Source organism: Cupriavidus sp. UYPR2.512 (assembly GCF_000379565.1).
Taxonomy (GTDB): Bacteria; Pseudomonadota; Gammaproteobacteria; order Burkholderiales; family Burkholderiaceae; genus Cupriavidus.
Map to the genome: position 1 here is coordinate 1 of NZ_KB902857.1, position 11,761 is coordinate 11,761.

At 61.7% G+C, this 11,761-nt stretch carries 8 protein-coding genes and 3 pseudogenes; 2 read left to right on the plus strand and 9 right to left on the minus strand.

The window, feature by feature from the left end; translation table 11 throughout:
- Positions 1-167: 167 nt before the first annotated feature.
- From A3A5_RS37660 to A3A5_RS0105540, 9 genes and pseudogenes are all read right to left on the minus strand, one after another.
- Positions 168-1,565: pseudogene (locus A3A5_RS37660) on the minus strand (IS66 family transposase); the annotation flags it as partial.
- Between the two features lie 51 nt (positions 1,566-1,616).
- Positions 1,617-1,964 carry an IS66 family insertion sequence element accessory protein TnpB gene (gene tnpB / locus A3A5_RS0105510; protein WP_018309617.1) on the minus strand — a complete coding sequence of 116 codons (348 nt, stop codon included), beginning with the start codon at positions 1,962-1,964 and terminating at the stop codon, positions 1,617-1,619.
- Positions 1,964-2,305 carry a transposase gene (locus A3A5_RS0105515; protein WP_018309618.1) on the minus strand — a complete coding sequence of 114 codons (342 nt, stop codon included), beginning with the start codon at positions 2,303-2,305 and terminating at the stop codon, positions 1,964-1,966. Before A3A5_RS0105515 ends, tnpB begins: the two co-directional genes overlap by 1 nt.
- Positions 2,306-2,627: 322 nt before the next feature.
- Positions 2,628-3,095, minus strand: a complete 468-nt coding sequence (locus A3A5_RS0105520) for a PaaI family thioesterase (protein ID WP_018309619.1) — start codon at positions 3,093-3,095, stop codon at positions 2,628-2,630.
- A 173-nt stretch (positions 3,096-3,268) separates the two neighbouring features.
- Positions 3,269-4,219: a LysR family transcriptional regulator gene (locus A3A5_RS0105525; protein WP_369797753.1), complete on the minus strand. Its 951-nt coding sequence runs from the start codon at positions 4,217-4,219 to the stop codon at positions 3,269-3,271.
- Between the two features lie 256 nt (positions 4,220-4,475).
- Positions 4,476-5,096 (minus strand): aminotransferase class I/II-fold pyridoxal phosphate-dependent enzyme, encoded by a 621-nt coding sequence (locus tag A3A5_RS44405; protein ID WP_232431274.1) that lies wholly within the window; start codon positions 5,094-5,096, stop codon positions 4,476-4,478.
- Entirely contained in the window at positions 5,050-5,670 is a 621-nt protein-coding gene (locus A3A5_RS44410) for an aminotransferase class I/II-fold pyridoxal phosphate-dependent enzyme (protein WP_232431275.1), read from the minus strand. Before A3A5_RS44410 ends, A3A5_RS44405 begins: the two co-directional genes overlap by 47 nt.
- 191 nt (positions 5,671-5,861) lie before the next feature.
- Positions 5,862-7,985: a sensor histidine kinase gene (locus A3A5_RS40775; RefSeq protein WP_018309621.1), complete on the minus strand. Its 2,124-nt coding sequence runs from the start codon at positions 7,983-7,985 to the stop codon at positions 5,862-5,864.
- A gap of 34 nt (positions 7,986-8,019) precedes the next feature.
- Positions 8,020-10,683, minus strand: coding sequence for a TonB-dependent receptor (locus tag A3A5_RS0105540; RefSeq protein ID WP_157637139.1), 2,664 nt, complete (start codon positions 10,681-10,683; stop codon positions 8,020-8,022).
- Between the two features lie 482 nt (positions 10,684-11,165).
- Here A3A5_RS0105540 and A3A5_RS43000 point away from each other — a divergent pair.
- Together A3A5_RS43000 and A3A5_RS44415 are read left to right on the plus strand one after the other, a co-directional pair.
- Positions 11,166-11,325 (plus strand): annotated as a pseudogene (locus tag A3A5_RS43000) (IS30 family transposase); the annotation flags it as partial.
- Positions 11,326-11,625: 300 nt separating this feature from the next.
- Positions 11,626-11,761, plus strand: a pseudogene (locus A3A5_RS44415) (IS630 family transposase); the annotation flags it as partial.

Below are 11,761 nucleotides of genomic sequence, written 5' to 3' on the forward strand. Positions count from 1 at the left end.
AGGAACCAAGCCGATCATGATGATCCTCCTGAAAGGGAATAACTGCCCAATTAGGGGATCATTTTTTATGTGCAGTTTGGCGGAACGGCCAGCNTTGCGCAATCCCGCTGCTCCGGCACCAATTAGCAAGTTGCTCGAACGGACCTCAGCATAATTCGCGGCTGCGCATAATTTCGACCGAGAGCAACAGCCCGCAACGCCCGCTCCGCGGCGTTATTGTCGATCTCAACGCGACCATCGCTGGCATACAGCGTTAGTGCCTCCCACTGATTCAACGCGTAGCCAATGGCCTTCGCGGTATCGCTTTTGGACGACACCTTGCTCAGCGTCGAGCGTAGCCAGATCTCGAAGGCTTCCAGCAATGGACGCGCCCGTTCCTGTCGGACGCGCCTTCGCTCGTCGGGAGGCTTCCCGCGGATATCAGCCTCAATTGCGTAAAGTTCACCGATCCGGCGCAGCGCCTCAGTGTTGACGTCGTTCCTGCGTGCCAGGTACAGATCGTGGAATTTTCGTCTAGCGTGGGCAACACATCCAGCCTCTTGCACATCGCCGTCTTTATAAATGGAGTTGTAGCCTGCGAATGCGTCGGCTTGCAGGATTCCCCTGAAGCCTTTCAGATGAGTTTGCGGATATTCGCCTGACCGACTCGGGCTGTACGCGAACCAGACGGCTGGCGCGTCCACCGAACCAGCGGGCCTGTCATCACGTACATAGGTCCAGAGTCGGCCTGTCTTGGTCTTTCCATTTCCGGGTTCAAGTACCGGTACCGGCGTATCGTCGGCGTGGATCTTCGAGGCCGCCATCACGTACTGCCGAATTGCATCGACCAGCGGGCGTAATAGTGCGCTGGCCTGTCCGACCCAATCGGCAAGTGTCGATCGGCTCAACTCGACACCATCCCGCGCGTATATCGCCGACTGCCGGTACAGGGGAAGATGGTCGCAGAACTTTCCAACCAGGACATGGGCGAGCAGGCCAGGACCCGGCATACCGCGATCAATGGGCCGGCTGGGTGCAGCCGCTTGCACGATGCAGTCACAGCAAGCGCAGGCCTTCTTTGGTCGACGATGGCGAATCACTCGCCAATGCCCGGGCACGTACTCGAGCTGCTCGGCGATGTCTTCGCCAAGCTCGTTGAGCGTTCCGCCGCACTGCGGACAGCACACATCATCAGGTTGATGGACGATATCTTCGCGCGGTAAATGATCAGGGAGCGCTCTGCGTCCAGTCGGCTTGGTCGCATCCTTTGAGCGCTGCTTGCTTGTGTCGAGTGCCCCGGCGCCTTCGTCGGCCTGCAGATCTTCCAGGCGCAATTCCAGTTGTTCAATCTGGCGATCAAGCTTCTCGGATTTTCGCCCGAATTGCATTCGTTGGAGCTTTGCGATCCACAGCTTCAGGCTCTCGATTTCCAGCGCTCGATCTGAGAGCGTCCTCTGAAGCGTCGCGACCGTGTCACGTAGATTCTCCACGTCACTGTCGCGCTCACGAAGCGCCGCTTCCCGCGCCAGAAGAAGGGCCTTCAAGGCGTCGATGTCGTCGGGAAGTGAAGCATTGCTGGAGGTCATGCACGCAGTCTAGGCGCCAACATCGCTCCACATGTGTGTTGTCACAGACGTTTACAAAGCACTGCACGGACGGGCGGCATCGATAGGCTGCCGCCAGTCGAACCCCTCCAACAGAAGGCCAAGTTGCGCGTTTGTCAGAGCCACCACGCCACCTTCGGCGCGCGGCCAGGCGAATCGACCTCGTTCCAACCGCTTGGCAAACAGGCACATTCCACCGTCGCGCCAATACAGGCACTTGAGGAGATCACCACGTTTGCCTCTGAAGAGAAACGCGTGGCCAGAGAATGGGTCTTTCTGCAGGACTGTCTGTACTTTGGCAGCCAAGCCATCGAAGCCGCATCGCATGTCCGTAAATCCTGCGGCAACCCAGATCCGGGTGTTCGCCGGCGGCGCCATCATTAGCTCAGGCACTGCACCACCATGCGAAGGACATCCGGATCGACTCGGCCTTCAATACTGACCTGGCCCTTGGCCAGTTGCAACCGGATGACCCCGGTGGGCGACGCTTCCGACGACGCCTCGACTCCGGAGCCTCTGACTACAACGGGGAACAGCACTGGCGCGTCGCCAACATGGGGGACGCCGAATTGGCCTGCTCGAAGCATGCGGCGCCAGCGAAAGACCATGTTCACGTTCAGACCGTGTTCCAACGCCAGCTTCGAAACCGACACGCCTGGCACGCACGCAGCTTCTGCAAGCCTTCGCTTCAGTTCGATCGGGTGATTGCGGCTGCCGCGCATGCGGCCACCACGCTTTGCCACAGTATCCAAAGTAGTCCCCGCCAGATTTTGATGGGAACTACTCTGGATAGGTTCGCCTCTCGCGTCTACACGGCCATTAGCGGACGGTTACGTACGTTGCGATGCGCGAGCGCGGGCACGTCATCAGGCCGGGTTGCGGAGACTGCGGGCGGAGGTTCGGAAACAGGCGGTACTGGATTGCCAGGAGTCATCGTCCGGATGATCTCGCCTGGCTTGGATGCAGCGCGCGCTGCGCGGCCCGACACCGGTAGTGGGTGAAGGCCTGACCGGATGTACAGGCGTTACCGACCGGCCAATGCAGTCATTTGCGCAGGGCGATGGCCAGCATCTCGGCAGTCGCACAAATGGTCTTCCCCGCCTTGAGGGTCATTTCGACCCACACCTTGCGGCCCTCGACCGAGTTGAGCGTGCCGGACACCGTCAGTTCCTGGTATTGCGGCGTCGGAGCCAGAAAATTGACGCGCAGTGACGCGGTCACGAACCTGCCTAAGGGTCCCCCGGGGTCCTGTGAGTGCTGCCGATGAAAGGCAGCGGCGGAAGCGGCACCATGACAGTCGAATAGCGACGCAATCATTCCCCCGTATACGTTCCCTGGCACGCCACCGCTGTACATCGGGTCCGGCGTGAAACGGGAGACAGTTTCCGCGCCGATCAAATAAGTCTTCTGCCCGTGCCCGTGTGGATTCGCGACGCCACACCCATAGCAGTGACTGTTCTCGGGCGAATATTCCTTCTGGATCCAGACGTCATCGTGTTCGATATTGCTCATGTCAAGAGGCGATAGTGGCTGTCCCGGAGCTTCGCAGCAGAGGAGACATGGGTATTGGCGATGCCTCCGAGGCTAAAAGCGGCCCCGCTCATGTGCAATTGAATCGCAATTCAACGCGCTCGCCCGGCGCGCCCGTTGCGGACTCAAGTGGGGCTCGACGAAACGGAGCCTTCCTAGTATTTGGCCACACTGAACCGCTTCGCTTCCTGCCACAGCGCCTTGGCCGCCGGAGAGAGCTTGTTCTCGCTCAGGCATGCCAGGCCGATACTACGGCGGGTCTGGGGCTGAAGCGGTGCGTACAAGACACCGGGATAGGTCTCGGGGACCGCCAGCCGCGCAAGAATCGAGACACCCTCGCCTCTGGACACATACTCCAGAATGGACATGATTTGCAGCAGCTCATGCGCGATCGTCGGACGGCACCCATGGCGCGCGAAAAGCCTTTGAATGAGCTTTTGTGAACCCGCACGCGTCATGATGAAAGGAAAGCGCGTCACGTCGGCGAGTTGAACTTCAGGCTGGGTGGCAAGCTCATGGTTGGCAGGCAGGACCGCGACCAGTTCGTCAACCGCCAGGGTGATGGTCTCGAAGTCGGGCTTCGGCAACGTGACCGCTGCAAGTTCGATACGTCGCTCGATCAGGTCCTGGCTGGTTTCCTCATCCGGACGTTCGGTCACGACCACGCTGACACCGGGATACTTGGCCCTGAAATGTTGCAGCAGAGCCGGTAGTGCATGAAGCGAGGCGCTTGCGCCAAAGGAGCCGACGCGTATGAGCCCGGTTTTCAACTCGGCTCCCGCGCGCGCCGTGGCCGTGACAAGCTGCAAGGAAGCGAAAACGTCCCGTACATGCGGCAACACCTGTTCACCAGCGAAGGTCAGAGACAGCCCGCTCTGGTTTCGCTCGACCAGCTGGACGCCAAGCGCATCTTCCAGCGCACGCAACGCGTGACTGGTGGCAGATGGCGTCATGCCCAGCTTCGCTCCTGCCCCGGCAATGCCGTCGGAAGAGACCAATGCCAGAAGAAGCTCCAGTTGACGCAGTGTTGGTTGCTGATATCTTTTAGACTTGGGCATCGACGATCCAGAGGCAGAACATGTGGCGTTGAGATAGATTTCATCCATAGCCATGGATCGTTGAAAGTAGCCTCATTAGGCAGATGTGTCAACGGCGTTGCGTATTCGCAGCCCGTGTGCGACATAGTGACCAGCAGGACCATGGCAGGCACCCATCCCAACACATTGGCGGCGTACTGCATGCAGATGATCCGAAGCGTGCAATCAGACCCACTGGATAAAGGTCTGAACACCCATTGTAAAGGCGCGACGGTTGTTTCCCATAAGCACAATGCCCGAAGATAGGCATCGGCCAAAAAATCGCTCACTTGCGCGGCAGCACCGACGTCAATTGCGAGATCGTGCGATCCAGCATTCGTGGACACGCCAGATTGGCCCGCATGAAAGCGTGGCCCTCCTTGCCGAACTTCGGTCCGCGATCAAACCAGACGCGGGCCTGGGTCAGCAGGAAGTTCTCGAAGAAGTCTGCGGGCGGCAGTTGCATATCCCGGCAGTCAATCCAGGCCAGATAAAGAGAATCCGAGCCCAGCACGCGGATCCCGTCGACACGGCTGTTCACCTCGGTCCGGAAGTATTCACGGTTGGCGGCCACCTGGCTTACCAGCGCGTCTACCCATTGGTCACCTGACGTGTACGCTGCCTCCGTTGCCATTGCGCCTACCATGTTGACGTGCGCATTCATGTTCCGCTCGATCGTTCGTTGGATCTCGTCCCGCTTATCTTTGTCAGAGATGACGATGTTCGCGCACTGCAGGCCCGCCTGGTTGAAGGTCTTGCTTGCCGAGATGCATGTGACACTGTTTTCGGCATACGCGTCGCCCAGCGATGCGAAGGGCGTGTGCTTCTTGCCACCACCAAAGACGAAGTCTCCATGAATTTCATCGGATATGACGAGCACACCATGGCGACGACAGATCTCGCCCATGGCGCGCAAACTCGTCCGGGCTCCAGACATTCCCCGTGGGATTGTGAGGATTGCAAAGAATGAAAACTTTGGTATCCGCTTGAATTGCGCGCTCGAAGGCCTCGAGGTCAAAGCGGTAGCGCTCGCTGTCGAACCTGAGCGGCGCCGTAGCCAGCCGGCGCCCGTTGATAAGGACATCATGGTGGAAGTGCACGTATACCGGCGACTGAATCAACACCGAGTCACCTGGCCGGGAAAAGGCATGGATACGGGTCTTGAGCGCGGCAATGACACTGGCCACCGGCACAATCCATTCCTCGGCGACGTGCCAACCAAAGCGCCGGCCCTGCCAGCCCGCTACTGCCTTAAAGTAGCTCTCCGGCAATGAGGAGTAGCCGAACACACCCTCGGCCACCACCCCCTGAATAGCCTCAACGACTACGCTGGGAGAGCGGAAGTCCATATCCGCCAGCCACATCGGGATCGGCTCGGCTTGCACCTCCTCCGGTGTGAGAAAGCTGGTCGGAAAGCACCACTTCATCGAGCTGGAGTCGCTGCGATCCACGATGCCGTCAAACTCGAACTCTGAACCCATTACCATCACATCATTCCCTCAAACATTCATCATTGCTGTTTCAGTTGGCAGGGCTTGCAACGCGTCATGAACTCCGCCGCCAGCATCAAGTACGCCAGCGAAATTGGTCACGAGTGACTTGTGTGTAATGCAATGCGCTGAGGCCCGGCATGATTATGGCGATCGCGTGGGCGTCCGCGATCTGTATGGGATCATAGTTGTGGTTTTGTTCGTGTCGGTATCGAGACGGTGATGGTAGTCCCAGCGCCGGGCTCGCTCTGGACCAACAGGTCGGCGCGCAGGACGCGTGCGCGCTCGCTCATGCCCAGCAGCCCGTAGGAGTATCCATGCCGAGCGAGGTCGGGACTGAAACCACGCCCGTTGTCGGCCACGCTGAGCGTAATGCCCTCGATGGCGCAGTCAAGTGTAACCGTGACGACCGAAGCGTCGGCGTGCCGGGCCACGTTCGTCAGCGATTCCTGGGCGATGCGGAAAACCGCGGTGGCCTGCTGGTCGTTCAGTTCCGTCCCGCCGCCGTGCACGTGGAGCCGGCATGCCGAGCGACTGCGGCGCGCGAAGTCCTCGGTCAGCCACTCCAGCGCGGGCACAATGCCGAAGTTCAGCGCCGCCGGACGCAGGTGGCTTGCCACGTGCCGGACCTTTCCGAGGGTCTGCTCCACCAGCTCTCGCATCTCGCCGAGTTTGCGTTTGGCCCTTTCAGGGTCGGCCAGCTTCATGCCGAGCAGCGAAACGTCCATCTTGAGCGCAGTCAGCAACTGGCCGAGCTCGTCGTGAATTTCCATCGCGATGCGCTTGCGTTCTTCCTCGCGTACGGATTCGAGGTGCGTGGAGAACTGCCGCAGCTGGGCGTGGACTGCCTCTAGCTGATGGTGCGAGCGGCGCAGCCGGAGCAGGAAGAACGCGGTGCCGCACAGCATCAGCAGGCTGCCGCCCAGCACGGTCCACAGCCATTGCTGGCGCAGCATGTTGGCGCTCAGTTCCGCCTTCTGCTGCAGGTTGCGCGTGGTTAGCTCGTCGATCTGGCGGCGGCGGCTGTCCGACTCGTACTGGCGCGCTAGGGCCATCGCGCGCGCGCTGGTCTTCTCGCGCGCAGCCTTGACGGCCATCTCGGCGCCTTCAGCGGCCAGATCATAGGCGCGGTGGTAGTCGCCGGCGGAGGCCGACAGCGCCGCTACGCGCCGGGCACTCTCACTCAGGTAGAGCGGGAAGCCGATTACGCCCGCCAACGCCCGCGCGTGCTCCGCTTCGGCGAGCGCCCGGCCGGCATCGCCAGCCGCCAGGTGGTTGTCGCTGCGCGCGTTCAGCGCGTACCAGAAGCCGATCCGGTTAGGGTGGCGCTGGTAGATGGCCGCCACCTCGTCGAGCAGTTGTAGTGCCTCCGCCAACCGGCCCCGCTCGCGCATTTGCTCGGCCAGAGCGAAGAGTCCCATGCTGATGCCGGTGGGCGAGCCGACCATGCGAAAATTCGCGATGGCCTCGCCGGTCAATGCCTCCCCTGCCGCCGCGTCGCCGAACTCTGCAACGGTGGAGCCCAGGCCGGCTAGCGCGTAGCCCTCAAGCAGCTTCGATTGTGCCGCGCGCGCCTCGAGGCGCATCTGCGCGTAATGGTGCAGGGCCTCGGTCTTATGGTCAGTCTGTCCAAACGAGAGCGCCAACCCCTGGTGGGCATAGGCACGCGCCAGCGGGTCGTTCGTGCGGCGAGCGATCTCCAGGGACTGCATGCACATCGTGATCGCCTCGTCGATTCTGCCGAGCCGCTGATACATCAAGGCCGTGCGCAGCATCGCCTCGCCCATCAGGTCGGGACGCGCCACACCCTCCAGCACAGGGAGGATCCGGGTCGTGACCTCTACCAGTGCGGGGATCCTGGCCTGATTGACCGCAGTGGCCGACAACGTCAAGTAGGCCTCCGCCTGGCCGATGCGATCCGCGCTAGCACGCGCGATTTCCAGCGCCTGTTCGGCATGGCTGGCTGCGTCGTCCGCACGCGACAGGTAAAGCTCGCTTCGGGCCAGCACGTTCAGCGCCAGGGCCTTGTCTGTGGCGCCGGCGCCGGGCGGAAGGGCCTCCTGTAGGGCCTGGGCCTGGCGAAAGGCTGCCGGCGCGTCGTTCTCCGCGAGCCGGCGGATCGTCGCAACCCGCCCGCGCCATAAGTCGAGCGTATCCGGGGCACTTTCGGCGGAGGCCGGCGCCAGCACCAGAATGGCCATGAGCGCGACGGCCGGCGTCGCGCGCCAAGTGGACAGCGCGTGCGCCAGGAAGTGCCGGTCCCTGCGCTGCGCGCAGTGCTGGCCAGTTTGCTGCCATCGATGCACTGGGGTCTCCGATCAATCCATGGATTGTGCTGCGTCAGAAGCGGAAAGCCGCGACAAGGCTCAGCTGGATGTCGTTGATCCAGTTGTTCTGCGGTCTGTCAGGCGTGCCATAGTACGAGCGCCGCGCAGTCCGCAGCAGGTTCTTGCCTTCGACGCCGATCGATGTGTTGCGGTTGACACGATATAGCAGCGAGGCGTCGAGCCAGCCATAGCCCGCGGTATAGACGGGCACCACGCCAATGCCGGCGAGGCTGGCCACGCCACTGACGAAGCGGTCGCGCCAGCTGTACGCCAGCCGGGTGGTCATGTATTTACTCTCATACAATCCCGTCACGTTGACGGTGTGTGGGGAGACGCCCTGCAGCGGCAGCGTGATGCCCACGCTGCCGCCCTCCGCGCGACTGTCTATATAAGTGTAGTTGGCCTGCACGCCGAAGCCGCGCCACCAGCCGGGCAGGAAATCGAAGAGCTGCTGCCAGGACACCTCGAAGCCCTGTACCCGGGCCGTGCCGGTGTTGCGCGGGCGGCTGACCAGGTATGTCACGCCGTCGTGCACCTCCGGCGTGTTGACGGTGGCGGCGAAGCCGTTTAACCACTTGGAGAAACCGGTCAGCGAGAGCGTGGTGCCAGGGCCAGCATAATGCTCGATCGCCACATCAACATTGTTACCCCTCACCGGCTGCAAAGCCGGGTTGCCCGCCATGCCGCGGTTCAGTGATGGATCGATGGTATTGCGTAGCAAGGTCAGCGACGGTGAGAGCTGGTTGAAATCGGGCCGCGCCGTCGTCCGGGACGCGGCCGCACGCAGCACCAGGTTGTCTGCGGCCGCATACCGAACGCTGGCGCTGGGCAGGAAGTCCGTGCGGACTTCGTCGCGCCGCATCGGCACCGTTGTGCCGTTGGGCAGAGTGCCGGCCCCAAATGACATTTCGTGCGTGCGCACTGCGCGCAGGCCGAGATTGCCGTCCAGCGGCTGTCGCTTGCTCTTGAAGTTCGCCATCAGGTACGCCGCCTGCGTCTCTTCGCGGAGATTCCAGATCGAGACCGCGCTGGCAGCGGCGGGAATTGGCGTGGTAACGCCAAAGGCATTGCGCAACGCCAAGGGATCGCGCTCGAGGGTGGGGTCCCCGGCGAGGACGCCGTCGAAGCGCATCGTGCCCTGTCCCGCGAAGTAGTCGCGATACCGCGACGCTACAAGCAGACCGGGCAGGCTGGTGGCGGACGTGCCACCGACCGGCGCATCGGCAACGAGCAGGCCTGGGGCATTACTGGCGAGGCGGTTGGCGAAGCGCACGCCTGACGACAGCGAACGCAGCACACTGTCCGTGAGCTGATAGTCCCCGTCGAGCCGCAGCGCGGCGAGACTGCCCTCGAAACGCTGGTAGCGGTACAGCACATCCGTGACGCGCAAGTTGGCCGGATCGGCCAAGTCTACGCCGGTTATGGCAGCGCCCGGCGGATTCGCGGCAAAGTCCTGGCGAAATGTCGGCGCGGTGGCGCCAAGCCCGATGCCGGAGAACAGCAGTTGGCTACTGCTGCGGGCATAGCTGGCGTCGGCGGAAAGCGTCAGTGACCGCCCGGTCCATGTGCCGCCTATTGCCGCTTGGCCGTCGCGGTTGGCGGTGTCGCGTGCAAAACTTAGGATCGAAACGGGGGCGCCGGTCCAGGTGACCGAGCGCAGGTTGGGCGTGCCTGGGAACAGCGTCGCGCTGCCCGCGGCAAACGTCGCGGGCTGCAACATGTTGAGCTGGTAGGAATCCTGGCGGGTAAGAAGCTCGGCGTAAGTGCCTTCGGTGTATAGCTCAAGTTGTCGGACCGGTCGCCACTGCAGCGCCAGGCTGGCCGTGGTGCGTTCCCGCTGGCCTGCGCTGATCGTGTTCGCGCTACCGCCCGGTGCGTAGACGGTCTGGCCCGGCAACAGGTCAGTGCGTGGGACCGGCTGCCCTGTCCCTTGTTGGTCCTCGCGCCAAGCACGCCGCTGGCGTGAAACATTGAACAGCGCGCCGAACTCGCCAACCTCGCCTAGGTGTCCGCGGTCGCTCGCCAGCAGAGAGAACTGAGGCTCGGCTTTCCGTACGAGGTCGCCGCCCGTCACCCGGGCCGAGGCGGCGACCACACGGTCGGCAAAGTCAAATGGGCGATACGTGCGTAGGTCGACCGTGCCGCCAAGGCCTCCCTCAAGCTGGGCCGCCGAGCTAGTCTTGTGGATGGTGATGTCGCGTAGCAATTCGGCGGGGATGTCGGCGGCATCGAGTATGCGGCTCAGGCCCGCAGTGAAGATTTCGCGTCCGTTCAGCGTGGTCGTGATCTGGTCCAGGCCGCGGATCGTGATACCGGTGGCTTCGCCGCGATCCCGTTGCGCCTGCACGCCGGGCAAGCGCAGCAGCGCCTCGGCGACGCTGTAGTCGGGCAGCTTGCCGATGTCTTCCGCCACCACGGCATCGACGATGCCGGAGCTCTCCCGCTTAATCTCCTGCGCTGAGGGGAGCGCGCCTCGCGCCCCGACGACCAACACGGGACGTAGTTCGCCGGCAGCCTCTTGCGTGACCGGAGCCGAGGGGACATGCGGCTGATTGCGGATGTCCGTGTCCTCCGCATACACGATGGTTGGCTGCAGCAGACTTGCCGAAAGCGTTGTTGTAAGTAAATGCCTGCTAAAAATTTGTAACCCCGGCCTAAAGATGAAATCTTCGTGCAATTCTATCGGAGAGCTGGCCGCTATTCGTGAATATCTTAGAGGCGTTTTTTTCACCTGTCGCAGAGTGATCCTCTCTCCTTGTTCAATTTCCCGGAGCCGCAACCGCAATCAAAAAACCTTCTGCGAATATCTGAAGCTCAAGATATTCACGATTAGCGGCGAACCCGCTTGGCCGGATTTATCTAGTGCGACCGCCCCCCCAGTGGCGCACGACTGCACGAAACCCGGCACCCGTGGGACCGAGGAAAAAAAAGCCGTCGGAACAGGGGCTGGGGTTCCCCCATTTTTATCGGACACCCATTAGAAGGGAATGCATTACGTCGAAAGTGGCTTTGCACATTAAAAGGCCCGCGTCCTCGAAACCAAACGGCGGAACTTCCTGCGGACCGATGATCTTGAGCGCATTGGCCATCGTGACAGCCCCGTAGCCGGCCAGCGCAGGGCCATTCTTCTTCGCCGACCCACATAGTTTCCGGTCTTCCCGTGCTGTGCCAGGGCATTGGGGAGGGTAACCTGATCATCGGCCAGAATCGGTCCGCAGTCGGAACGCTGGTCGAGCGATCAAGCCGATTCACCATACTCGTCCACCTGCCTCGCGAGGAAGGCTACGGGCTAATTCCCAGGACGAAGAACGATCCTGCGCATCTGCAGTCCGGCTAGTGATCATCACATGAGGCAACTGTAGACAGCACAACCATCGAACCTAGACCGAGGCAGCTCCTCGACGAATCGATTGTCATGCGGTACCCAACTCGCGCATATCAGAATGATCAACCGTCGAAGAACCGCAGACCCTGGTCCAAATACACTGACAACCAGCAAAGACAGGAAACCGAGCAACCGCGCAACTTGACAAGGTCAATACATATCAGTGTTCTGTCCCATAAATAACTGACATTAGTCTTGCATGCCGTTTCGGCATTTGGGAACGGAGATACCACGATGAGGACGGGCAGACCGAAGGCCGAACTGGTGTTGAGCGAAGACGAACGCGCGCAGTTGCAAGCGTTCGCGCGCAGCCGGTCGTTGCCTGCAGCGCTGAGCAATCGGGCGCGCATCATTCTCAGCAGCGCGGACG

What these genes read in the sequence shown, in the direction of transcription:
- tnpB (WP_018309617.1), bottom strand. Translation starts at nt 1,964, where the DNA reads ATGATGGCGCCGCCGGCGAACACCCGGATCTGGGTTGCCGCAGGATTT.
- A3A5_RS0105520 (WP_018309619.1), bottom strand. Translation starts at nt 3,095, where the DNA reads ATGAGCAATATCGAACACGATGACGTCTGGATCCAGAAGGAATATTCG.
- A3A5_RS0105525 (WP_369797753.1), bottom strand. Translation starts at nt 4,219, where the DNA reads ATGGATGAAATCTATCTCAACGCCACATGTTCTGCCTCTGGATCGTCG.
- A3A5_RS0105515 (WP_018309618.1), bottom strand. Translation starts at nt 2,305, where the DNA reads ATGCGCGGCAGCCGCAATCACCCGATCGAACTGAAGCGAAGGCTTGCA.
- A3A5_RS44405 (WP_232431274.1), bottom strand. Translation starts at nt 5,096, where the DNA reads ATGGGCGAGATCTGTCGTCGCCATGGTGTGCTCGTCATATCCGATGAA.
- A3A5_RS44410 (WP_232431275.1), bottom strand. Translation starts at nt 5,670, where the DNA reads ATGGGTTCAGAGTTCGAGTTTGACGGCATCGTGGATCGCAGCGACTCC.